The organism is Paenibacillus sp. FSL R5-0928 (assembly GCF_037970385.1).
Taxonomy (GTDB): Bacteria; Bacillota; Bacilli; order Paenibacillales; family Paenibacillaceae; genus Paenibacillus_AQ; species Paenibacillus_AQ odorifer.
The window spans coordinates 145757-168655 of the sequence record NZ_CP150225.1 but is presented as its reverse complement, the minus strand read 5'-3'; the positions used below and the strand labels follow the sequence as shown (position 1 = coordinate 168655).

Below are 22899 nucleotides of genomic sequence, written 5' to 3'. Positions count from 1 at the left end.
TAAGGAACATTAGCGTTTACGCAAGACATATAAAAAGGGCTCCGTTTCTACGAAATACTACATGATCGATTTAGATATTCTCGGTAAATGGCGGAAGACTGTCGCTCACACTTCCCTCGAAACTACATTCCTCATCTATGCGCCGAGCATAACGACTGACCATAGATACAGAAACATTGTAACGCTGAGCTACTTCACGGTAGGTGACCGGCAGGTTATGCGTTTTAGCAATTAGATATTCTAAGGCAGCACACCAGCCATTCGCATGACGGATAAACGGAATATCCGGATAAAGGCTGCTCAGAAATTGCTTCCAAAGTAATTCAGCATCTTTTTTGTGGATTGCATCATATCTTCGATCCATCATACTAAGGGTCTGATCGATAACTTTCTGCCAATCCTCTCTCCATTCCGGCAGTCCCTTCAGACGCAGGGAAGAGGTTTCTTTGACTTCCTGAAGCACATTCTCTTCAGGAACACTTCCAATCAGCCGCTGCAGACTAAGAAGTGCCGCTTCTTGCAGCTTTTCTTCCTGCAAGGGCTGCTGCTTCAGAAGTCCTTGCAGAATTTCGGACATCTCTTCATCTTCAATCCACCGCAGAGCTTCTGTAACCTGAAGCTTCGTATTGGCATCCCCGTAGCGGAGCGCCCAGAAGAAGGAAGAGCGAAGCAGCGGATTGTTCCGTACCTCTTCGGTAAAGCTGCCCTTGTTGTCCTTCCACAGCTTCAGCTGCTCCTGAAAAGGAAGCTGATAGTTGTAGCTGACCAGCGACAGCGTTTTGCCTTCCCCCTGCGCCTGCTGCAGCTGAGCTAGAAAAAATCTCGGCACAGCCGATTCCGGATCGAGCTTAGCCGCCTTCTGCCAGCAGCGCTGGGCTTCTGTATACAGGCCACTATTGCTGGCAGCAGCCGCACAATAATGATAGAGACTGGCGTCGCCACCGACCTCTTCATCCTTCAACAGACGTCTAAAATGGCCATAGGCGGTTCTATGGCGTCCCAGAATCCCCATGGTGGTGGCCATTTTGAACAGATGCTCCTGATGAAACGGAATAGTGGTCTCCAGAAGGCGTAACAATCCATCCAGTTGTCCGCGGTCACCTTCATACTGAAGGAAGATCGCTAAGTTACAGAGTGCATGCAAATTCCCGGAGTCCTGCTCCAGCACCCGCATAATACATTCCTTAGCTTTGGTAAAACGACCCATGTAAAAATACGCTAGGGCTAGGTTGTTATGTGCCGCCAGGAAGTCAGGCGTATTGCTCACAATCTCTTCAAGCAAAGTGACGGCTTGTGTAAACTTGCCCTCCTCCAACAGTGCTCGGGCTCGCTCATGCTCTATTACACCTTCCCGGCTTCTAATCCGGATAAGTGGAGCAGGACGGTCCAGCTCATATTGCAGCAGCTCCATCAATTCTTCCGATTCGGCCAGAAATTCACCGTTCACATCTTCTTCGAGATAAGTGACGAGTGAGCGTTCTGCCTCCTCATAGCTTTCCATATTGGCGAAGTTGTTAGCCATATAGAAATAACATTCCGTCATTGCCGGATCAATATTCTCCAGTACATGGGTTAAAATGTCATTGGACGCTTCATAATTACCCATTTCTGATAATACGCCAGCCACGTTGCAATGATTGACCGGATTCTCCGGCTCGTACTCTACAGCTTTGCGAAAATTCTTTAATGCCTTATCATATTGAAAGCGATCCAAGGACCGAACGGCTCTTTCAAAGAAAAAATTGGCATTCAGAGTTACAGGAATCACATTATCATTCCCCAGTTCATACTCTGAAGTTCTCTCAATCATGGAAGCAAGGCACCTCCCTTATAAGAAGCTTCCTTATACTAACGAAAAATAGGAGGGCGGCGCCCTATGGGGTATGCCGGAGCTCCATCCTTAATCGCTATTCCGTTCCCTTATTGGGCGCGGGTATCTCCACACAGTATACCACATGTGACAGCGAGAATCTCAAGTTGAGAAAGACTCTACCACTCTGCTTACAACATCTTTTTTGACAAAAAATAAAAAAGACGGGGAATTAAATTCCCGCGTCTCTAAATAGCTTATCGATTGAACCACCCTCAAGGATGATGTGCGTAGCCTGGGCAAGCATCGGTGCAACAGATAATACCGTAAACCGACTTGAATGGTCATCAGGCAGTGCAATAGAATCTGTCGTAACCACTTCCTGAATAGAAGGATGGTCCAGCCGCTGTAGCGCGGGCCCTGAGAATAATCCGTGCGTCGCGCAGACAATACTGTCCTTCGCACCTCTCTCCTTCAGACCTTCTACCACATTCACAATGGTCGTCCCAGTATCGATCAGATCCTCAATAATGATTGGTGTCCGTCCCTCGACATCACCAATCACATGAGTGATTACCGATTCATTATGGGCTGGACGCTTCTTGATCATAATGGCAAAAGGTGAGTCCAGCTTATTCGCCAGCTTCTCAGCCATAGACGCACGCCCTGCATCCGGGGAAACAATGACCAGATCAGACATTGCCTTGGCTTTCAAATGGCTGCTGATCAAATCGAGTGCAGTCAGATGATCGACCGGAATGTTGAAAAAGCCTTGAATCGCCGCTGCGTGTAAATCGATAGTGATCACGCGGGTTGCTCCAGCGGTCGTCAGCACATCAGCCACCATCTTAGCCGAGATCGGCTCACGAGGTGCGGACTTCCGCTCCTGCCGAGCATATCCATAATACGGCACAATAATGTTCACTGTGCGAGCTGAAGCCCGTTTGGCAGCATCTATCATCACCAGCAGTTCCACGAACATCTCATTAATGGGATGCGAAAGGGATTGCACCAAAAATACGTCGCAGTTCCGGATGCTTTCTTCGTAATGAACGTAAATCTCGCCGCTCATGAAGCGGGTCAGCTTTATCTGCCCCAATTCAACACCAAGTCGCTCCGCAATATCAGCCGCTAACTTTGGATTCGACGAACCGGAAAAAATACGTAATTGTTGATGATGCATAATACCCTCCTGCGGATTATAAATTATTATAGTTTGAACTGAACAGTGGTACGGCGGCGTCCCTCAAATACAGCCAGCTCACGAAAACCAGTGTGCCAAAGCATGCTACGCGCCTCTTGCAGCCCGTCCCCCAGCTTGGCAGGATCATGTGCATCGGAGCCTAATGTCAGCGGTATGCCGAGCCTTAGGGCCTCCTGTAGCAGATGCTCTGCCGGGAACATCTCAGCGCAAGGCTTCGTAAGTCCGGAAGCATTCAGCTCCATGGCGATTCCACTATCCGCTATAACCTTTAAGGTCTCTAGCTCCAGCGCCTTCACCTCAGCCTTGCCCTCCGGTGTTTGTGGACCATAACCGAACCGTTTAATAACATCCATATGTCCTATAATATCATATAATCCCGATAACGCCGACTTCTTTACCGCATCGTAATAAAGACGATACACCTCTAGCGCATCTCTGCCTTCCCAACCATGAACCTGGCGGTGATCCGTAATATCCCACTCCCCAAGAAAATGCACAGAACCTATAAGATAATCCCATGGATACGGCGACAAAATCTCGCGGATTTGCTCTTCGTAGCCTTCGATATAATCGGCTTCCAGCCCCACCCGCAGATCTATGACTCCACGGTAACGCTCCTTTAGGGTTAGACATTCCTCCACGTAACGAGGCAGCTCAGCCATTGGCATAGCCATTTCAGGATAATAGCTGGCGGGATCTACGTGGATAAGCGGCAAGTGGTCGGATAACCCCAGCTGCTGAAGTCCAAGCTCTATCCCGCGCTGCACGTACTCCTCAAGCTTACCCACGGCATGGCCACAGCGTTCATGATGCGTGTGGTAATCAATATGCATCACTCAGTCCCCCTTAGTACTGATCCCGGCGTGGGCGTTCGTGACGGGTACTCAACTCTTCCATAATCTCATCCAGTGGAAGCTTACGTTCTTGCAGCAATACCAACAGATGATAGATCAGATCACTGACCTCAAGACGCAGCTCGGCGTTATCTTTATTTTTGGCGGCAATAATGGTCTCGGAAGCTTCCTCGCCTACCTTTTTGAGGATCTTATCCACGCCTTTATCAAACAAATAAGTGGTATACGCGCCTTCCGGGCGTTCCACTTCCCGCTCAGCAATCACACGCTCCAGCTCACCAAGAACAGCAAAACGCTCACCATCTGTCAAACTAGACACTGGTTTCGAAGCATCTGTTATTGGGTTATTCAAAGGAATCTCACGGAAAAAGCATGACGTAGCTCCAGTATGGCAAGCTGGTCCTTCAGGCACAACCTTCACGAGTAGTGTGTCGCTATCACAATCATAGGATATGGAGGTAATAGCTTGTGTGTTGCCTGAGGTTCCGCCTTTATGCCAAAGTTCGCTGCGTGAGCGGCTCCAAAACCAAGTCTGACCACTCTCCAGTGAAAGCTGTAATGATTCGGAGTTCATATAAGCAACCATCAGTACCTCTAAACTGCTAGCATCCTGAACAACCGTAGGCACCAGACCGGCTTCATTCCAGCGAATGCCTGCCAGAGCTTCTTTTTGGCTTATTGTTGTATTCTTTTGTGTTTCGCTCATCGGATTTCTACCCCTTTTTGCTTCAAATCTGCCTTTAAATCATTAATTGCAATCTCTTTATAGTGAAAAATGGTCGCCGCAAGTCCCGCATCGGCTTTCCCTTCCGTAAATACATCGTAAAAATGCTCCTTCTTCCCAGCGCCGCCAGAAGCAATCACAGGAATACTGAGCAAATCGCATACTGCCGAGGTTAGCTTCAGATCGAAGCCGTCTTTTGTGCCATCTGCATCCATACTAGTGAGCAAAATCTCGCCTGCGCCCAGCTTTTCAGCTTCTTTAGCCCAAGCCAGAGCACGGATGCCGGTGGGCTTACGCCCGCCATGAGTGTACACTTCCCATTCACCAAAAGCCTCATTATATTTAGCATCTATCGCTACTACAATACACTGGGAGCCAAATCGGCGAGCACCCTCCAAAATTAACTGAGGATTAGTGATGGCTGCCGTATTAATGCCGATTTTGTCTGCGCCTGCACGAAGAATCCTTTTCATATCATCAGTTGTAGAGATCCCTCCACCCACTGTAAAAGGAATGGCAATCTCACCGGCGGTCTGCCGCACAACCTCGATCATCGTTGCTCTACCTTCTACGGAAGCCGATATATCTAGAAACACAAGCTCGTCTGCGCCCTCGCGGTCATACAGTGCCGCTAGCTCTACCGGATCTCCAGCATCACGCAGATTCACAAAGTTAACGCCTTTGACTACCCGTCCATCCTTAACGTCAAGACAAGGGATGATACGTTTTGCTAACATTATGAAATCCCCCTTTCTTTAAAAAGCGTTTCAAGCGCCTAAAGTGTGTCGGTCCCCCTAAAGCCCTCTTAGCCCAGGGGGAGCCCAAGGGCCCCTGCCCTTTGGAAACCTTGATTGTTGGCATGGCGGATCATAGCCCACCCGGCTGAACCATAGCCCACACTACTGAACATGTGCTATGATCGCTAACCCCTTCGGGGCCACTTCCTAGATCCATAACACCTTCATGTTCCGCGGTTTTGGCCCTTATGTGGTCGGAAGAGCTCGCGCCACCTGCAAGCCCACGAGTATTTAGTTGCACAACGTGCAGTTATTTTATCAGCCTTTTTGCAAGCCACTCTTTTAACTGCATTTCGTACAACTAAATCTGGGGATGAGCTTATAAATCAACTCATCTCTGAGTTATAGCTGCACGAAATACAACTAAATTAGCTAATCAGCTCTAAAAAGGAAAAATAGCTGTATAAAGTACACTTAAGTCCTCATCCGAGGAAAAACACCCTTCCCGCCGCCTAATTACGCCTATTGTAGCAGATTGTGCAGCGGGTTTTAGCCGATAATCAGCTTAGTTCAACATTCTATTGCACTCAGTGCAATAGAATCGAACTCATACCCTCTAGTTGAGCAGTGTGTTGCATTTCGTGCAATAATTTCCTTTAGAATTCACGAAAAGGAGATTTTTAACCAGTTTTGATTGTACAAAGTGAAACACATTAGCTAGTTGGGTTTGTTGCTTTATTGGTCAGCTGGTTTGTTTTAGCTCTTTTGTTGCTTTGTTGTTTAGCCCTTTTGCTGGTTTACTAGTTTGTTCGTTTAACTTTTGCTAGTTTGCTTCTCTGGGCGTTCATTTAATTATTATTAGTTACTCATTTACTGTTACGTCTATTTCTTTTATCCACTGCTCATTGGATTGCTCAACTGTTGTCTTTTTGTTCATTCGCTCGTCTATTAATTTAGTTTGGTGATTTGGTGATTTGGTGATATGTGTTCACTACGTTACTGTTAAGTCTATTTCTTTAACCCACTGTTGGTTCTGTCTGTTTCATTGATCCACTATTCCTTGGCTAACCCATGTCGTCTTTTTGTTCATCCGCTCATCAATTAGCGCGTTCGCCCAACGCTACTTCTGCCCAAGCGCTCGCAAAGCTCCAGAAAGATCAATATTGCCCGTGTATAACGCCTTGCCAACAATAGCTCCACCTACACCACTGCCGCTGTGCACGTTCAGACGCAACAGATCATCAAGACTGGTGACTCCGCCGGAGGCGATCACTGTTTTACCACTGGCTTGCGCCATGGACAGGATACCGCCCACGTTCGGCCCCTGCATCATCCCGTCTCGGGAGATGTCGGTGTAAATGAACGTCTCGGCTCCTTTTGCCGCCAATTCTTTGGCAAGAGCTTCAGCACGAACTTCGGAAGTGTTCAACCAGCCGTGTGTCGCAACATAACCGTTGCGCGCATCAATGCCGATCGCTACTTTATCGCCGTATTTTGCCAATACCTCTTCGGTAAAAGCATGATCGTTAATCGCAGCAGTACCAATAATAACGCGGCTAACGCCAAGTCCGAGCAATTTCTCTACGTCCGCAAGATTGCGAAGACCGCCGCCCACCTGCACAGGAACGTTAGCATTAGCAGCAATAGCCCCGATGATCGCATCGTTCACAGGATGACCTGCTTTCGCACCATCTAAGTCCACCAAATGAATGAACTTTCCACCTTGCTCTTCCCATGATTTTGCCACCTTTAGTGGACTATCATTGTATATCGTTTCCTGATTGTAATCCCCCTGCTGCAGCCTGACGCACTTTCCATCCCGGATATCAATCGCCGGATATACAATAAAAGAAGACATTTGGCGCTCCCCACTTTCGTTACATTATATTTATAGCGTGGCTTACGCCCGCTCTCTCTTAATCTTCAAGTATAAACGCCTTCGTCGTCCTTATAAGGACGGTAAGCGTTTAAGCGAGAAATATAAGGATAAAGTGTATTGTGAAACTTATACTTTCTTATATTTCAAAAAATTACCCAACAGCTTGATTCCCAGCTCTCCGCTTTTTTCCGGATGGAACTGCATACCGAACACATTATCTTGCCCGACAATAGCCGTGACTGGGTAACCGTAATCTGTGACAGCCAGCAGATCACTCTCTTTTGCTACAAGCGCGTGATAAGAGTGGACAAAATACACATGCCCCTCCTCAAGGCCAACAAAAAGCGGATTCTCCGGCTGTCTAAAGCTGAGCTTGTTCCACCCCATATGCGGCACCTTATAGCCATCTCTAGGAGCGAACCGCACCACTGAACCCGAAAGAATATCTAGCCCCTCATGGCTGCCATGCTCTTCACCGGTGCTAAACAACAGCTGCATGCCAAGACAGATCCCAAGCAGAGGCTGCTCTCCAGCGGCTACCTGTTTGACGACAAGATCCAAACCATTCTCCCGCAAATGCCCCATCGCATCGCCAAATGCACCGACACCTGGCAGAATGACACTATCAGCAGCGAGAATTTGCTCGGCATCACCCGTCACTACACACTCATAACCGAGACGTTCTACCGCCTTGCTCACACTGTGCAGGTTGCCCATGCCATAATCGACGATTGCAACAGTCATCCTACAGCACTCCCTTCGTAGAAGGCACACCCTTCACACGTGGATCAATCAAAGTTGCCTCATCCAGCGCCCGTCCAAGCGCTTTGAATACAGCCTCAATCATGTGATGAGTGTTAGAACCGTAGTGTACGATAACATGCAACGTAATCCGTGCTTCGAGCGCGAACTTCCACAGGAACTCCTGAACAAGCTCCGTCGAAAAGCTGCCTACCTGCTGTGAAGGATAGGTTGCACGATATTCAAAGTGCGGGCGATTGCTGATATCGATCACAACCTGCGCCAAAGCTTCATCCATCGGTACAAAAACACTCGCATAACGTTTGATTCCTTTTTTATCACCCAGTGCTTCGTGCAGCGCCTGCCCTAGGCAGATCCCAATGTCTTCAACCGTGTGGTGGTCATCAATCTCGATGTCTCCACGCGCCTGTACAGACAGGTCAAATTGTCCGTGCTTCGTGAACAGATCCAACATATGATTCAGAAAAGGAACATCCGTCTCCAGCTCTGAAACTCCACTTCCATCTACATTAAGAGACAACTTTATATCCGTCTCGTTTGTTTTGCGGCTTAATCCAGCTTGGCGCAAGGCCTGTTCGTTATTGTTCTCCATATCCGTCTCCACCTTTTCCTTCGTTCTTGAGTCGAATCTCAATGGCTCGTGCGTGGCCTTCTAACCCTTCGCGGCGTGCCAGCTCTATAATGGTCTTCCCATCACGCAAGAGTGCTTCCTTACTGTAATAGATCAGACTTGATTTTTTAATAAAATCATCCACATCCACTGGTGACGAGAAACGTGCGGTCCCATTGGTTGGGATAATATGATTTGGCCCGGCAAAATAATCACCCACGGGCTCGGAGCTATACGCTCCCAGGAAGATGGCTCCAGCATTCTCAATGCTGCCTACGAGGCCCATAGGATCTTCGACAACAATCTCCAGATGTTCTGGTGCCAGTCTATTCACTACGGAGATCCCTTCCTCCATAGATTCCACAACAATGATCGCGCCGTAATTCTCTACGGAAGAACGGGCGATCGCCTGACGCGGCAGTTCTTGCAGCTGACGCTCCACTTCGGCCGCCACGCTATCCGCCAGGCTCTGCGATGGCGTGACCAGAATCGCCGAGGCCATCTCGTCATGCTCGGCCTGCGAGAGCAGATCCGCTGCGACATAAGCCGGCTCAGCGGTCTCATCTGCCAGCACGACAATTTCGCTGGGACCCGCGATACTGTCGATATCCACGGCGCCATATACCTCGCGTTTAGCCAGCGCAACGTATATGTTGCCGGGTCCACATATTTTATCTACCGGCGCTATGCTCTCCGTACCAAAAGCCAAAGCAGCTACCGCCTGTGCTCCGCCCACACGGTAGATTTCATTCACACCTGCTTCTGCGGCAGCAACCAGGATATAAGGGTCAATCCCTTCTTTGCCGCCGGTGGATGGCGGAGTCACCATGACGATCTCCGGCACACCCGCGATCTGTGCTGGGATCACGTTCATCAGCACCGAGGAGGGATAAGCTGCTTTGCCACCAGGTACATATACCCCTACCCGCTTCAGCGGACGAATAATCTGCCCCAAGATCGTGCCATCCGGCTGCAAGTCCATCCATGAATTCCGTTTCTGTCTGGCATGGAACGCCCGGATATTGGCTGCAGCCGCTTGAATAGCGGATACGAAAGATTGCTCTACTCGGCCATATGCTGCCTGAAGCTCTTCCGGGGTTACCCGCAGCTGATTCGGCGTAAGTACGACCCGGTCAAATTGCTCCGTATAGCGAAGAAGCGCCGTGTCTCCTTCTTTTTTAATGGCGGCCACAATTTCCTTTACCGCCTGATTTTGCTCTGGCGTACCATACTCCACTTCCCGCTCTAGCTTAAAGTCCTTGCTCGACACAACCTTCATCGCTGGTTCCTCCCTTTACCCCTAACATCTGTTGCCGCCTACCGCAAATTAGGTTGCCCTATAACTGCCTGTAGTCGGTCACACAGTTGCTGTATCTCTTCATTTTTCATCCGATAGCTCACACGATTCGCCACCAGGCGGCTTGTAATTTCGAATATACTCTTCATTTCGATTAATCCGTTGTCCCGCAGCGTTTGCCCGGTCTCTACCATATCCACGATACGATCGGCCAGACCAATCAGTGGTGCAAGCTCGATGGATCCATTCAGCTTCACGACCTCGACCTGTTGGCCCTGCTCCCTAAAATACCTTGAAGCTACATTCGGATATTTCGTCGCTACACGCTGCTGAATCCCCGGCTGCCAGTTCGGCAATCCGATGATAGACATCCGGCAGCGGGCAATGCCAAGATCAAGCAGCTCGTATACATCACGATCTTCCTCCAGCAAAACATCCTTGCCCACGATCCCAATATCCGCCACGCCATATTCTACATATGTAGGTACATCTACTGGTTTCGCCAATATAAACTCCATCCCTGCCTCAGGCAGCGGAATAACAAGCTTGCGTGATGCCTCACCGTCCGGTGGAATCGGAAGACCTGCCTGGCGGAACAGCTCAGCAGCCTTTTCGTAAATCCGGCCTTTTGGCATAGCCACCTTCAATATCTGTGCCATTGTTAAGTTGCCTCCTTTTCCATCTCCATGCAAAATTTATGTTAATCGCTTTTTGTACTAGCGATATCCTCAGCCATGCTCACTTACAAAAGATACGAATGTATAGATTTCACCGTACCGTACACCCTCTGCTTCAACCGTGTCCGTATCCAAACGCTTCACCGTTTCAAGCTCTTCTGGACCTGCAGCAAGTCTAGTAACGACTGCATGACCCTCTGACCGCAGGCGTGTTGCCTCTTCCAAGCCTTCTTTTCTGCGAATCGCATCATATTGGATCAAAATAGGCAGCTCTTCCTCTTCGACCACTCCAGTTACACCATCCAGGATGCGATTCGTTTTTAAGGAAAATCCTGTGGATGGGATCGGACGCCCAAACTGTTGCAGCAGATTGTCGTATCTACCACCGCTGCATACCGGAAATCCTAATTCCGCTGCATAACCTTCAAAAGTCATGCCTGTATAATAGGAAAAGTCCCCGATCATCGTCAGATCAATCAGTACATGCTGTGATACGCCGTAAGAGACCAGCACCTCCCACACCTTGCACAAATGATCAATCGAATGACGCGCGAGCGGATGATTGCTCAGCTCTAGCGCCTGTCCACAAATCTCCTTGCCTCCGCGCAGACGCAGCAGCCCATCCAGTTCGTTCTTCTGCGCTTCTGTAAGATCCAGCCGCCGTAAAGTCTCCCGGAAAGAAACATAGTCACGGCCCAGCAAATGACTTTTCAGCTCCTCTTGAGCCTCGGGTAATTCAGGAAGTGCCTCTTGAAATAACCCATTCAGAAAGCCTACATGCCCCATAGCGATCTTAAAAGACTTCACACCCGCGGCTTGCAGCGAAGAAATAGCAAGCGCCACTACCTCCGCATCGGCCTCTGGTGAATCATCACCTACCAGCTCTACACCTGTCTGGAAGAACTCCGCTTCCCGCCCCGCTTCTTCCTCAATGGCACGGAATACATTCGCGTGATATGACAGACGCAATGGCAGTGGCTCATCCTTCAATAGAGAGGCAACAACACGGGCAACCGGGGCAGTCATTTCTGATCGAAGCACCAAAGCCTGACCACGATTGTTAAGTAATTTATAGAGCTTCTGGTCGGACGTAGAGCTAGCCACGCCAACTGTATCGTAATATTCCAACGTTGGAGTCATCATTTGCTGATATCCCCAGCGACTCATGCAATGCAGTACATCGTTCTCAATTTTGCGCAATTTCGTTACGGCCCGGGGCAGATAGTCCCGAACGCCAGACGGCTTCTCAAATCCCTTTGGTTTGGACATCTTCATTGTTCACCTCGTCAGTTATCATTAGATACTGTTTATGTTTACTTTACTATGGTAAAGTGGTAGCAAATTAAAGTATTTTCAATATCGTATCATGTTCACTGCTTTTTCGTCAATCAAACCCTTAGTCGAGCGTTTGGCATTTTCTTTATTTTTGCCTCCCCGCTTATCGAATACTATAATGAGCTAATACGATTGTACTTCATAATTTTGTAATTGGTGTTCTAAAAATATACTTTCACCTAGAAAGAAGGGCTAACGCTTGACTAAATCCTATATGATTGGCGTTGATATTGGTACTACAAGTACAAAGGCAGTTCTCTTCGAGGAGAATGGAGCCATAGTTGCACAAGCTAATATGGGTTATCCCTTGCATCAACCCTCCCCTTCTATAGCGGAGCAGGACCCAGAGCAAATCCTACGTGCAGTCTTTCATACCATCTCTAATGTCATGCGGCAAAGCGCTGTATCTCCAGATAAGATCCTATTCGTCTCCTTCAGTTCAGCCATGCACAGTGTCATTGCGATTGATCAGCTGGGTAAACCACTTACTGCCTGCATCACTTGGGCTGACAACCGTAGTGCCGGGTCTGCACTTCGCCTGAAGAACGAGTTTAACGGACATGAGTTGTATTTGCGCACAGGAACGCCTATTCATCCTATGTCACCGATTACCAAGCTAATGTGGCTTCGGGATGAGCAGCCTGAGTTGTTCCAACAAGCCTATAAATTCATTTCTATAAAAGAATACATATTCGCTCGGCTGTTCGGCGAATACATCATCGATCATTCCATTGCCTCTTCTACAGGCATGCTCAACCTTGAACTTTTGGAGTGGGATAAAGAGGCCCTGGAGATAGCCCATATTTCACCAGATCAACTCTCACGGCTTGTTCCCACCACAGAGATCATGCAAGGCCTGCTTCCCGGTCTAGCAGAGGAGCTGTTACTGCTCCCGACGACACCTTTTGTCGTAGGAGCCAGTGATGGCGTCTTGTCCAACCTTGGCGTAGGCGCGATTAAACCCGGTGTAGTGGCTGCTACGATTGGAACAAGCGGAGCGATTCGCACCGTAGTGGAACACCCGCTTACCGACCCTAAAGGACGGACCTTCTGTTATAACTTAACCCCAAAACATTGGGTGATCGGAGGACCCGTTAATAACGGCGGTATGTTGTTCCGCTGGGTACGGGATGAGTTCGCTGCTTCTGAAGTCGAAACCGCCAAACGTCTTGGCATTGACCCTTACGAGGTTCTAACTCGCATCGCGGAACAAGTTCCGGCAGGTAGCGGTGGTCTTCTGTTCCATCCTTACTTAACTGGTGAACGGGCACCGCTGTGGAATCCTGATGCTCGTGGCTCCTTCTTCGGCCTTTCTATGAATCACCATAAGGAGCATATGATTCGCTCGGTACTAGAAGGCGTAATTTTCAATATGTATATGGTTCTGCTGGCTATGGAAGAGCAAATCGGGCGTCCTAGCAAAATTCTGGCTACAGGCGGCTTCGCCCGCTCCTCAGTCTGGCGGCAGATGATGTCTGATATTTTTGATCAAGAGGTCATCATTCCGGAGAGTATCGAAAGTTCCTGCCTCGGAGCAGTAGTGCTTGGTCTTTACGCAACGGGCCGTGTGGACTCCTTCGATGTTGTATTCGACATGATCGGCTCAACTTACCAGCATGATCCGATTGATGAACATACCAAAGTGTACAAGCAGCTGCTGCCGATTTATATTTCCGTCTACCGTAGTCTGGAAAGCCAGTATCAAGCTATTGCGGAGTTTCAGCGGGAACAGGCTGGAGAATAGAGCAAAAAATAAAAAGCGCCGGTCAACCCGCACATACGGGAGACCGACGCTTTTATATTACCTAGCAGTAGACTATGCACTTTTGGAACCTGTTTTTGCTTTCTTTGGTGCGCCCGATCCAAAAACAATCCAAGACGCAGGCACATACCGGAAGACGAGAGCCACTGCCAGCCATGAAACCAGCAGCGCAACAAGCCATCCTCCTGCAATTGCTGCGATGTACGCAAGAGAACCCCCGTGAAACTGTAATTTTCTATAGAAATACAGCAACATAGGGTGTAATAGATAAATCCCGAAGGAGCATGCTCCCACGGAAACCAAGAGTCTTGTCAGCAAGCTTCGACCTGCTCCATAGAGCAAGAAGGAGATTTGCAACAGCACCACACAAGAGAGCAGCGCATGCAGATTAGAGAAACCCTCATACCATAAGCTGTTGATGACAGTTTTTTTCGTGTAGTTATTAAACCATAGCTCAACATGAATAACCCCTGCTACAATCCATAACAACCACAACGTAATCCAAACCGGACCTTTACCGGCGCGCCAGCCTTCACGTGAAGGCACTAGCCATTTTTTCAAAGAAGAATAATACACCGCAATCCCAGCACCCAGCAGGAAATACGAGAAATAAGTGATCGCCAGACTCCCCTTGGATAACTGCCAATACCCATGATTGGTCATGTATTTATTCAGCAGCACAAAACCCCACTGTAATAATAACCCGATCAGCGGCGCCCAAGCAGCCAGATGACGAACCTTTTGCAAGCACCACAAAATAAGCGGAAATAACACGTAAAACTGAATAATGATAATAATATAATACAGATGCGTATATGCCGTTCCTGTCCATAAATACTTCCATAGCTTAGAAGCCATCTCCCCTGGAGGTAAGCCCCAAGTATTCCCGGCATTCATTTTTAACGCAAAATACAGCAGTGAAAATACTACATAAGGCACTATAATATAAAGCAGCCTTCTAGAGTAGAACTTTCCTAGCGTTTTGCCACCCAGCGGACGGTCAATATAGTTATAGAAGAGCACGAACCCACTCAAAAATATGAATGAAGGTACGGCGAACTGGCTGAATTTATTAATAAATAAGAACGGATGAAACATGTTTGTGCCTAGTGTCTCCGCCAACGTTCGTGAAGTAGCATGAATAGCCAGCACTGCAAAAATAGCAATTGCCCGAAAAATATCCAGCTGCGGAATTCTTTCTTTTTGTCTCATAATCTTTCCTCCTGTTAAGCTCCGCATCGAAGTGATGCCTGTTAATCAAGTATTATTGAAGGCTACCTCCCCACGTTTAAGCGTGTGCGTGTATGAGACCTTCTTTTAACGTTATTTCTCCTGCTGCACGAACCCCTTTGCCCGTTCCTCAGGGATATAACCTGACTTTTCCTGCGGACTGGACTCCAAAGAGCGAGGCACGCTTCCAAAAATAATCCATGAACCCGGAACTCGCCGGAAAGCAAACTGCACAATAAGCCAGCTCCCTCCCAGTGCGACCACAAGCCCTCCGTAGATGAACAAAACATATGTTAGCGACTCTAGGGGAATATGATATCTGAACCTGCGATATACCGCCAGCAATAGCGGATGAATCAAATATATCGCAAAGGAGAGTTCACCCAAACGAGTAAAAAAAGCAACAATCCCGCGAGGAGCCTTACGATAGATCAGAAATGTAGCATACAACAGAACCAATGCAGATAACATCGTATGGACATTCCATAATAGCTCGTACCACAACGAATCCGTCCACACCCCAAAATGGCGGGCCACATACCATAGCTGCACATGGATAAAGGCTGCAATTAACCACCCGCTCACTAACAGGGCAGTCCATCCTTTTTGCTTGGCAGTTAGCTGCCTCCATGGCTTCATCAGCCACGTCTTCACCTTCTCAAAGTGAATCGCGATATAAGCGCCCATCATATAATAAGCCAGATAAGAGATCGCCAAGCTCCCTTTTTCAACAATGTGCAGTTCGTATTTATTCCAGAAAATAAACCCCCACTGAAGTGCCAATCCGAGTGGAATCGCCCATTTTATTAAAAAGCGGGAACTCTGGAGTAGCTTAAGCAGTACTGGAAAAAGCAAATAAAACTGAATGCTGATAAATACAAAATACAAATGCGCATATGCGGAACCTGAGAATAACGCTCTAATAAAGCTGTACAGGTTGCCACCGAGGTTCTGGGTCAATCGTCCGTTCACATATAAGGTTAGTGCGTAATAGCCCATAGAGGCTAGCAGATAAGGCAATAAAATATACTTTAATCGACGACGGTAGAAATTAATAATCAAGCTGCGTGTCACAGGGCGCCCATAATAATTATAAAACAATACAAAGCTGCTCAGAAAAATAAATGAGGGCGTACCGAATTTAAAGAAAATGTTGATCCAGTTCAGCCAGTAATAATAAGGTGAATGCAGTGCCTGCTCTCCAGCGGCAAAAGATGAGGAATGCACATGCAGTACACCTAAGATCGCTAATGCTCTGAAGATATCCAGCTGGGGCAGCCTTTCCTGTCTCGCAGTGTTCATATTATATTCCTCTTCTCTACTATGATGGTTGTTCATAGAGACGCTAAGCGGAATGTGGAAACTGAAAATACCAGGAAGCCTGCACCTGCTGATTTTACATTCTGATATTTGAAGCTGAATGCCTAGCGTGGGATTCGCCTTATCACTAACGCTAATTATATCGAATGTATCTGTTCTAAAAACTTAAGAAGAACTTAAAGTTTCCTTAATAATCTTCTCTAAGACGCAAGAAACCCTGCAGAACCTGCGCTAAAAAAACGCAATATGTAACTGCAGGGTTAAAAAAGCATCGTTTACACTTGTTCCGCATGTTCTTCCGTTGAAGAGGGGCGCAGCTCTCGCAGTGGATTGCCCCCGACAAAAGAGCCAGCTGCCACATTTTTGTGCACCACGGAGCCAGCAGCTATAACTGCCCAATCTCCAATGGTTACACCGGGAAGAATCGTTGTATTCGCGCCGATCAATACATTTTCACCGATCACCACTTCGCCCAGGCGATATTCCTTGATCAGATACTCATGCGCTAGAATCGTCGTGTTATAACCAATAATAGAATTCTCACCTACCGTTATTTTCTCCGGAAAAAACACATCCACCATTGCCATAAGACCAAAAGCCGTGTGTTTACCAACCTTCATCCCCAGCATCCGTCGATAGATCCAATTCTTTAACGGTAGAATCGGACAATAGCGGGCAATCTGAATAAAAATAAAGTTGCGGACACCCTTCCAAGGGCTGACCGTACGGTAAATATACCAAAGTGAGTTATGACCTTCTACTGGATAACGGGTTACGTTTCTCACGATTCATTCGTTCCTCGCTCCATAATTTCTATAATATCCTTCATGTTATGGATGATAAAGTCCGGATCATACTTGCGGAGCGTATCCTCGCCCTTCAAAGACCAAGATACTCCAACAGCGTATACACCGGCAGCTTTGGCTGATTGAATATCAACCGCACTGTCACCTATCATTAAGGTTTTACGAGGATCAACGCCAAGGTTTTTGACCGCTGTCAGAACGGGCTCCGGATGTGGCTTTGGTTCAGTAACATCGTTCACAGTCACAATCGTATCCATGTACTTAAGCAAATCGAACCTTTCCAGAGTCTTGATCGTTGTTGGACGGATCTTAGTAGTTACAATCCCAAGTTTGATCCCACGACGCGAGAGCTCCTCAATGGTCTCCTTTACAAGCGGGAAGGACCGCACTAACTCATCATGATGCTCATTATTATAAGAACGATAGGACTTTTCTAACGTACCATTTACATCCTCTAGTCCAGAGAATACTCTCATCTGTTGCTGAAGGGTTGTTCCCATATGCGGAATTATCTCTTCTCTGGTCAGTGGAGCCAGACCATTGTCCTTCAGCGCGTACATAAATGAACTAATGATTAGCTCATTCGTATCGACAATCGTTCCATCCAGATCAAAAAGAACGCATTCTATCATAAGTTTTACTGCTCCTTCTTATCTCCATCCGCTGGCTGTCCTTGCTCAGGTTGTGTTCCTTGACGAGTTTTCTGCGGTGTATTTACTGCGCTTTCTGGCACTACAGTATCTGCTTGGATCGGTTTAGTACATACGATAGGGTCAGAATAATGTGCTTTAGGCTCTCCGGTTACTCTGCGAATAACGATCAGCAATATAGCTGCCACAATAATCAGTAGAGAAAGCAGCTGAGAAATACGAATATTACCATAGGCAGGATCCAGATATCCTTGTTCAAAACCTAACCATTCCATCGGACTCCATAAGCCATTTATAAACGAAGCCAGTCCTTCACTTCCGTTAAAAGCTAAACTGTCAGTACGCACAGCCTCGATGAAGAACCGACCGATGGAATACCATATAAAGTAAGACATGAAGATTTCTCCAGCACGTACAAACTTCTGACGACGGAGAACCATCAATAACGCAATCCCTAGTAAGCTCCAAAGAGATTCATACAGGAAAGTCGGATGATGAAAAGCATCCCCTATGTACATTTGATTAACGATGAAGTCAGGTAAATGCAGTTTATCCCGTAAAAAAGATTCCTCAACTACGCTGCCGTATGCCTCTTGGTTGACAAAGTTTCCCCAGCGGCCAATCATTTGACCCGCCAGTAGTCCAGGTGCGCAAATATCAACAATACGCCAGAAAGGGTAACCCTTATAACGGAAATAAATAATTCCGCAAATAATCGCTCCTATTAATGCGCCGTAAATGGCGATGCCGCCATTCCAGATCTTAAAGACGTCTATCAGATTATGCTTATAATCGTCCCATTTAAAAGCTACAAAATAAATCCGTGCCCCAATAATTGCCGAGGGTACACCCAGTAGCAGCATATCCATAAAGAATTCTTGCGGGATTCCGAACCGTTTGCCCTCGCGGATCGCAAGAAATAATCCCGCGAGTGCACCGACCCCTAGTATTAACCCGTACCAGTGTACAGGCAGTGATCCAATTGAGAATACAATAGGATCTATTGCTAATGGGAACATTGTCTCACACTCCTAATCGAGATCGTCCATATCCTCAGATATGGTCGCAGTTAACTTATTCGTAAACTGCAGGGCTGCATTAAAGCCCATTTGCTTCAGGCGATAGTTCATCGCAGCAACCTCAATAATAACGGCAAGGTTACGTCCTGGACGTACAGGAATGGTTACAAGTGGAACATCGGTATCAATAATCCGCGTCGTTTCCTCATCAAGTCCAAGCCGGTCATACTGCTTGTCTTGCTGCCAAGCCTCTAATCTAACGACAAGTGTAATCCGTTTATGATTACGGATAGCACCCGCACCAAAAAGTGTCATTACGTTAATGATACCTACTCCGCGAATTTCCAACAAGTGACGGATCAACTCAGGGGCTGTACCATGCAGCTGGTTATCTGAAGTCTGGCGGATTTCCACGGCATCATCAGCGATCAGTCTATGTCCACGTTTTACAAGTTCAAGGGCTGTCTCACTCTTACCAATACCACTACTGCCAGTAATCAGCATACCTACACCATATACATCACAGAGTACACCATGAATCGTTGCTGTAGGGGCTAATCTCCCTTCTAAGAAGCTCGTCAAACGGCTGGAGAAAATAGTCGTAGCCATCGAGCTACGCAGCACAGGAAGTCCCTTTTCATTACTTATATCAATTAACTCCTGTGGCACATCCAAACTACGGGTAATTACGATACAAGGTGTATTGTCATTACAGATTCCACGAAGCCTACTTTTACGTTCAGCTTCAGGCAGCATGGAGAAGAATGCGAGTTCTGTCTTACCTAATAGTTGAACACGTTCTTCCGGATAATATTCGAAATAACCAGCAATCTCTAGTCCAGGGCGATTCAGGTCATCGACCGTAATAGGTCGCTTTAGACCTTCCTGGCCGGAAATAACCTCTAATTGAAAATGTTGTACCAATTCAGATACTTTTACTTTCTTAGCCATGTAAATTCGTCCTTTCGTCACCTGCGGTATATGTCCGCTTACTGCGTCCGGTTGACAGCGATCTCATTACAATTCCGGAGGTAATTCTCCTGCTATCTTAATTGATAACGCTTGTGAATGCAATCTTAACGCCTATCCATTACGACCCTAATTAAACAATAAAGCCACCCTTTCGGGTGGCTTTATCAAGAGAGAAAAGATCCTGCGATCTTATCCCAACAGAATGTTTACTTCGGATTCTTTATCGAAGAAGTGAACTTTGTTCATATCGATAGCCAATTTTGGCTTGCTGCCTTCGCGAGTAGTGGAACGTCCATCTACACGAGCGATTACAGTAGATTTACCAAGGCCGCTCAAGTAAAGGAGCATTTCGTGACCAAGGTTTTCAGTTACATCAACCAATGAAGTAAAGATTGTGTTCGGGGAAGCTTCCAAGAATACTGGCTCTTCATGGATATCTTCTGGACGAACGCCCATAATTACTTCTTTGCCAATGTAGCCTTTGCTGCGGATGATTTGAGCTTTTCCGCCTGGTACTTCAACATCAAGGTTCTCAGCACGGAAACGGACAGAACCGTTTGCTTCGGACAAAGTACCATTGATAAAGTTCATTGTAGGGGATCCGATAAATCCAGCTACGAACAGGTTAGTTGGTTCATTGTACAACTCTTCAGGGGAAGCTGCTTGTTGAATGATACCATCATACATAACTACGATACGGTCACCCATTGTCATAGCTTCTGTTTGGTCATGCGTTACGTAGATACAAGTGGTTTCAAGGCGTTTAACCAGTTTAGTGATTTCAGCGCGCATTTGACCACGAAGTTTAGCATCCAAGTTGGAAAGAGGCTCATCCATCAAGAAGACTTGTGGATCACGTACGATAGCGCGTCCCAAAGCGACACGTTGGCGTTGACCACCGGAAAGTGCTTTTGGTTTACGATCTAGCAAATGCTCGATATCGAGAATTCTAGCAGCTTCACGTACTTTCTTGTCGATTTCATCTTTCTTCACTTTACGAAGTTTCAAACCGAAAGCCATGTTTTGGTATACGCTCATATGCGGATACAGGGCGTAGGATTGGAATACCATCGCGATATCGCGGTCTTTAGGTGCAACGTCGTTGACTACACGATCGCCAATGTACATTTTACCTTCGGAGATTTCTTCCAGACCAGCGATCATACGCAAAGTTGTGGATTTACCGCAACCGGATGGTCCAACCAATACTAGAAATTCCTTATCTTTAATATCAAGATTGATATCCATTACTGTTGCTTTATCTGAACCCGGGTATTTTTTGAAAATATGCTCTAAACGTACGCCTGCCATTGTATTTCCCCCTCGAGTTAATTATTGATTAATTGAAAAATTCTTTTTTCCTTGTACATTTATATTACCCTAGACGGGACACGGTGGCTATTTGTAACGTTCACAAAAAACCTATTTCCTTTTCGTCACTTTATACAAAAGCATAGTAAGCTTCACAATAGCAGCGTCCCCAAAGCTACGCACATCCGCACCAGTCTCCTGTTTGATCTTGTCCAGACGGTATAAAAGCGTGTTGCGATGAATATATAGCTTCTTGGCTGTTTCACTTACATTACAATCCATCTCAAAAAACGTCTCCAGGGTCATCAGCATCTCTTTATCCGATAATACGGAAGAATAGTCGCCAATCTGTCCAAGTAACTGTTTACGCCGTGCATCAGGAATGCTGTTAACCAATCGTTCCAAATGCAGCTCCCAAGGTAAATGAATATACTCACCCACTTGGAAAATACGACCGAGTACAATAGTCTCCCTCAGCAAGGCCACGGATCCCGTCAATCCCTTAACAGGAACTATAGCCGGAGCTACTGCCAAATGGAAAACACCTACCCATTCGCTGGCTATCAGTTCGTGTAAACCCATGCTGGTTTGAGCCAGAATTTCATCTACACTCTCTTCTTCCTCATCCTTATCATCTCCGCCCGTGAGTAATTCTTTCCGGGCCAATATTAACCATTCTTTTTCTTGAAGAGGTATAAGCAGAATTTCGTTCTCAAAATAGCTGCGCAGCAGCTTCATTAAGGAACGATAAGTGATCTGCGGGCTATGTGCATTCTCACTGCTAAGTAGGAATGGAACCATATCTCCGAATAAACGTCCCTTTAGAGCCATCTCATCGGGTATCTCAGAGTCATTTTTCTCTTGCTCCAGTTCGGTGTTCAACCAGGTTCCCAGCTGCCGAGCCTCCGCCTCCCCTTCTTCTCTAACCCCAGTAGCTTTTAGTGCAATTGCAAAGTTTCGAACCGCATAATTCACTAATTGAATTTCCAAAGAGTTAAGTCCATCCAATTCCACCCAGACAGCGGTTACACGTCCATCAGTATCATATAATGGTGCCCAAAGATGACCTTCATGGATTACCGGCTGTTCTTGTGCTTCCAATCCCAGGCTAAAAAGAGAAGCTGAATGTTGCCTCCCTAACTGCTTGATTCCGGTTTTCTTTCCGGTGAGCTGCTCTAACTTTTTTCGCAATGTTTCGCTATCCATAGTCACCATACTCCACCACTTTTGCTCTTTTCGCCTATTTTAGCATATTCTCTAATATTATGTTAATCACTACAGCAGCGCGCTACTATAATACGACATAAAAACACAAAAAAAGCCACCACCCTAAGGTGATGACTTTGTGTTTGGGATGAGCCATGAAGGACTCGAACCTTCGACACCCTGATTAAAAGTCAGGTGCTCTACCAACTGAGCTAATGGCTCATAAATGGTGGGGGATGATGGATTCGAACCACCGAACACGTACGTGAGCAGATTTACAGTCTGATGCGTTTGGCCACTTCGCTAATCCCCCAAAAAAGGTGGCTCGGGACGGAATCGAACCGCCGACACGAGGATTTTCAGTCCTCTGCTCTACCGACTGAGCTACCGAGCCATAAGATTGCATGACAATTAAGCGGAAAAGTCTTACACTTCCCACTCATTTTGTGGAAAAAATGGCGGAACCGACGGGATTCGAACCCGCGGTCTCCTGCGTGACAGGCAGGCATGTTAGGCCAACTACACCACGGTTCCGCATTAATTAAAAATGGTGCCGGCGAGAGGACTTGAACCCCCAACCTACTGATTACAAGTCAGTTGCTCTACCAGTTGAGCTACACCGGCACGGTGTAAAAGCAATTCTAAAAAGATGAAAATGGTGGAGGCTGAGGGGATCGAACCCCCGACCCTCTGCTTGTAAGGCAGATGCTCTCCCAGCTGAGCTAAGCCTCCAG

Annotated in this window: 20 protein-coding genes and 6 tRNA genes; 1 reads left to right on the top strand and 25 read right to left on the bottom strand. The window is 47.0% G+C overall.

Annotated features, from left to right (window positions below; all coding sequences use genetic code 11):
- Positions 1-70: 70 nt before the first annotated feature.
- The 11 genes from MKZ16_RS00825 to MKZ16_RS00775 all read right to left on the bottom strand — a co-directional run bounded on the left by MKZ16_RS00825 (position 71) and on the right by MKZ16_RS00775 (position 11823).
- Positions 71-1810 carry a tetratricopeptide repeat protein gene (locus MKZ16_RS00825; RefSeq protein ID WP_076105199.1) on the bottom strand — a complete coding sequence of 580 codons (1740 nt, stop codon included), beginning with the start codon at positions 1808-1810 and terminating at the stop codon, positions 71-73.
- A gap of 232 nt (positions 1811-2042) precedes the next feature.
- Entirely contained in the window at positions 2043-2993 is a 951-nt protein-coding gene (locus MKZ16_RS00820) for a ribose-phosphate pyrophosphokinase (protein ID WP_036687083.1), read from the bottom strand.
- A gap of 26 nt (positions 2994-3019) precedes the next feature.
- Positions 3020-3847, bottom strand: a complete 828-nt coding sequence (hisJ, locus tag MKZ16_RS00815; protein WP_076101063.1) for a histidinol-phosphatase HisJ — start codon at positions 3845-3847, stop codon at positions 3020-3022.
- A gap of 13 nt (positions 3848-3860) precedes the next feature.
- Entirely contained in the window at positions 3861-4574 is a 714-nt protein-coding gene (gene hisIE, locus MKZ16_RS00810; protein WP_076101061.1) for a bifunctional phosphoribosyl-AMP cyclohydrolase/phosphoribosyl-ATP diphosphatase HisIE, read from the bottom strand.
- Positions 4571-5329 carry an imidazole glycerol phosphate synthase subunit HisF gene (hisF, locus tag MKZ16_RS00805; RefSeq protein ID WP_076101059.1) on the bottom strand — a complete coding sequence of 253 codons (759 nt, stop codon included), beginning with the start codon at positions 5327-5329 and terminating at the stop codon, positions 4571-4573. Before hisF ends, hisIE begins: the two co-directional genes overlap by 4 nt.
- A 1120-nt stretch (positions 5330-6449) precedes the next feature.
- Positions 6450-7187 carry a 1-(5-phosphoribosyl)-5-[(5-phosphoribosylamino)methylideneamino]imidazole-4-carboxamide isomerase gene (gene hisA / locus MKZ16_RS00800; protein WP_076105198.1) on the bottom strand — a complete coding sequence of 246 codons (738 nt, stop codon included), beginning with the start codon at positions 7185-7187 and terminating at the stop codon, positions 6450-6452.
- 147 nt (positions 7188-7334) lie between these two features.
- Positions 7335-7952 carry an imidazole glycerol phosphate synthase subunit HisH gene (gene hisH, locus MKZ16_RS00795; RefSeq protein ID WP_038568103.1) on the bottom strand — a complete coding sequence of 206 codons (618 nt, stop codon included), beginning with the start codon at positions 7950-7952 and terminating at the stop codon, positions 7335-7337.
- Position 7953: 1 nt separating this feature from the next.
- Positions 7954-8562 carry an imidazoleglycerol-phosphate dehydratase HisB gene (hisB, locus tag MKZ16_RS00790; protein WP_036687073.1) on the bottom strand — a complete coding sequence of 203 codons (609 nt, stop codon included), beginning with the start codon at positions 8560-8562 and terminating at the stop codon, positions 7954-7956.
- Positions 8549-9859, bottom strand: a complete 1311-nt coding sequence (hisD, locus tag MKZ16_RS00785; RefSeq protein WP_036687064.1) for a histidinol dehydrogenase — start codon at positions 9857-9859, stop codon at positions 8549-8551. The genes hisB and hisD overlap by 14 nt, the downstream gene beginning before the upstream one ends.
- A 38-nt stretch (positions 9860-9897) precedes the next feature.
- Positions 9898-10536 (bottom strand): ATP phosphoribosyltransferase, encoded by a 639-nt coding sequence (gene hisG / locus MKZ16_RS00780; RefSeq protein WP_036687062.1) that lies wholly within the window; start codon positions 10534-10536, stop codon positions 9898-9900.
- A gap of 69 nt (positions 10537-10605) precedes the next feature.
- Positions 10606-11823 carry an ATP phosphoribosyltransferase regulatory subunit gene (locus MKZ16_RS00775; RefSeq protein WP_036687060.1) on the bottom strand — a complete coding sequence of 406 codons (1218 nt, stop codon included), beginning with the start codon at positions 11821-11823 and terminating at the stop codon, positions 10606-10608.
- A gap of 280 nt (positions 11824-12103) precedes the next feature.
- On the opposite strand from MKZ16_RS00775, the gene gntK reads away from it, so the two are divergent.
- Positions 12104-13633 (top strand): gluconokinase, encoded by a 1530-nt coding sequence (gene gntK / locus MKZ16_RS00770; protein WP_076105220.1) that lies wholly within the window; start codon positions 12104-12106, stop codon positions 13631-13633.
- A 72-nt stretch (positions 13634-13705) separates the two neighbouring features.
- Here gntK and MKZ16_RS00765 read toward each other — a convergent pair whose 3' ends face one another.
- From MKZ16_RS00765 to MKZ16_RS00700, 14 genes are all read right to left on the bottom strand, one after another.
- Positions 13706-14863 carry an acyltransferase gene (locus tag MKZ16_RS00765; RefSeq protein WP_076105197.1) on the bottom strand — a complete coding sequence of 386 codons (1158 nt, stop codon included), beginning with the start codon at positions 14861-14863 and terminating at the stop codon, positions 13706-13708.
- Between the two features lie 111 nt (positions 14864-14974).
- Positions 14975-16183, bottom strand: a complete 1209-nt coding sequence (locus MKZ16_RS00760) for an acyltransferase (protein ID WP_038568095.1) — start codon at positions 16181-16183, stop codon at positions 14975-14977.
- A 293-nt stretch (positions 16184-16476) separates the two neighbouring features.
- The gene (locus MKZ16_RS00755) at positions 16477-16986 is read right to left on the bottom strand and encodes an acyltransferase (RefSeq protein WP_170914218.1); all 510 of its coding nucleotides are present in this window, start codon (positions 16984-16986) and stop codon (positions 16477-16479) included.
- Positions 16983-17639, bottom strand: coding sequence for a pyrophosphatase PpaX (gene ppaX, locus MKZ16_RS00750; protein WP_036687051.1), 657 nt, complete (start codon positions 17637-17639; stop codon positions 16983-16985). The genes MKZ16_RS00755 and ppaX overlap by 4 nt, the downstream gene beginning before the upstream one ends.
- 5 nt (positions 17640-17644) lie before the next feature.
- On the bottom strand, positions 17645-18676 hold the full coding sequence (gene lgt / locus MKZ16_RS00745; RefSeq protein WP_076105196.1) for a prolipoprotein diacylglyceryl transferase: 1032 nt from the start codon (positions 18674-18676) through the stop codon (positions 17645-17647).
- Between the two features lie 12 nt (positions 18677-18688).
- A complete protein-coding gene (gene hprK, locus MKZ16_RS00740; RefSeq protein ID WP_036687047.1) occupies positions 18689-19627 on the bottom strand; it encodes an HPr(Ser) kinase/phosphatase in 939 nt (312 codons plus the stop codon).
- Positions 19628-19837: 210 nt separating this feature from the next.
- On the bottom strand, positions 19838-20959 hold the full coding sequence (gene ugpC, locus MKZ16_RS00735; RefSeq protein WP_036687044.1) for a sn-glycerol-3-phosphate ABC transporter ATP-binding protein UgpC: 1122 nt from the start codon (positions 20957-20959) through the stop codon (positions 19838-19840).
- Positions 20960-21070: 111 nt separating this feature from the next.
- Entirely contained in the window at positions 21071-22165 is a 1095-nt protein-coding gene (locus MKZ16_RS00730; RefSeq protein WP_076105195.1) for a helix-turn-helix domain-containing protein, read from the bottom strand.
- A 149-nt stretch (positions 22166-22314) separates the two neighbouring features.
- Positions 22315-22387, bottom strand: a tRNA-Lys gene (locus MKZ16_RS00725).
- Between the two features lie 5 nt (positions 22388-22392).
- Positions 22393-22478 (bottom strand) — tRNA-Tyr (locus MKZ16_RS00720).
- A gap of 8 nt (positions 22479-22486) precedes the next feature.
- Positions 22487-22559 (bottom strand) — tRNA-Phe (locus tag MKZ16_RS00715).
- 62 nt (positions 22560-22621) lie between these two features.
- Positions 22622-22699 (bottom strand) — tRNA-Asp (locus MKZ16_RS00710).
- A 14-nt stretch (positions 22700-22713) separates the two neighbouring features.
- Positions 22714-22789 (bottom strand) — tRNA-Thr (locus tag MKZ16_RS00705).
- 32 nt (positions 22790-22821) lie between these two features.
- A tRNA-Val gene (locus MKZ16_RS00700) sits at positions 22822-22897 on the bottom strand.
- Positions 22898-22899 lie beyond the last annotated feature (2 nt).

What these genes read in the sequence shown, in the direction of transcription:
- MKZ16_RS00730 (WP_076105195.1), bottom strand. Translation starts at nt 22,165, where the DNA reads ATGGATAGCGAAACATTGCGAAAAAAGTTAGAGCAGCTCACCGGAAAG.
- ppaX (WP_036687051.1), bottom strand. Translation starts at nt 17,639, where the DNA reads ATGATAGAATGCGTTCTTTTTGATCTGGATGGAACGATTGTCGATACG.
- hisB (WP_036687073.1), bottom strand. Translation starts at nt 8,562, where the DNA reads ATGGAGAACAATAACGAACAGGCCTTGCGCCAAGCTGGATTAAGCCGC.
- hprK (WP_036687047.1), bottom strand. Translation starts at nt 19,627, where the DNA reads ATGGCTAAGAAAGTAAAAGTATCTGAATTGGTACAACATTTTCAATTA.
- hisD (WP_036687064.1), bottom strand. Translation starts at nt 9,859, where the DNA reads ATGAAGGTTGTGTCGAGCAAGGACTTTAAGCTAGAGCGGGAAGTGGAG.
- MKZ16_RS00765 (WP_076105197.1), bottom strand. Translation starts at nt 14,863, where the DNA reads ATGAGACAAAAAGAAAGAATTCCGCAGCTGGATATTTTTCGGGCAATT.
- lgt (WP_076105196.1), bottom strand. Translation starts at nt 18,676, where the DNA reads ATGTTCCCATTAGCAATAGATCCTATTGTATTCTCAATTGGATCACTG.
- hisIE (WP_076101061.1), bottom strand. Translation starts at nt 4,574, where the DNA reads ATGAGCGAAACACAAAAGAATACAACAATAAGCCAAAAAGAAGCTCTG.
- hisG (WP_036687062.1), bottom strand. Translation starts at nt 10,536, where the DNA reads ATGGCACAGATATTGAAGGTGGCTATGCCAAAAGGCCGGATTTACGAA.
- gntK (WP_076105220.1), top strand. Translation starts at nt 12,104, where the DNA reads ATGATTGGCGTTGATATTGGTACTACAAGTACAAAGGCAGTTCTCTTC.
- MKZ16_RS00775 (WP_036687060.1), bottom strand. Translation starts at nt 11,823, where the DNA reads ATGTCCAAACCAAAGGGATTTGAGAAGCCGTCTGGCGTTCGGGACTAT.
- hisH (WP_038568103.1), bottom strand. Translation starts at nt 7,952, where the DNA reads ATGACTGTTGCAATCGTCGATTATGGCATGGGCAACCTGCACAGTGTG.
- MKZ16_RS00825 (WP_076105199.1), bottom strand. Translation starts at nt 1,810, where the DNA reads ATGATTGAGAGAACTTCAGAGTATGAACTGGGGAATGATAATGTGATT.
- MKZ16_RS00820 (WP_036687083.1), bottom strand. Translation starts at nt 2,993, where the DNA reads ATGCATCATCAACAATTACGTATTTTTTCCGGTTCGTCGAATCCAAAG.
- hisJ (WP_076101063.1), bottom strand. Translation starts at nt 3,847, where the DNA reads ATGCATATTGATTACCACACGCATCATGAACGCTGTGGCCATGCCGTG.
- MKZ16_RS00760 (WP_038568095.1), bottom strand. Translation starts at nt 16,183, where the DNA reads ATGAACACTGCGAGACAGGAAAGGCTGCCCCAGCTGGATATCTTCAGA.
- ugpC (WP_036687044.1), bottom strand. Translation starts at nt 20,959, where the DNA reads ATGGCAGGCGTACGTTTAGAGCATATTTTCAAAAAATACCCGGGTTCA.
- hisF (WP_076101059.1), bottom strand. Translation starts at nt 5,329, where the DNA reads ATGTTAGCAAAACGTATCATCCCTTGTCTTGACGTTAAGGATGGACGG.
- hisA (WP_076105198.1), bottom strand. Translation starts at nt 7,187, where the DNA reads ATGTCTTCTTTTATTGTATATCCGGCGATTGATATCCGGGATGGAAAG.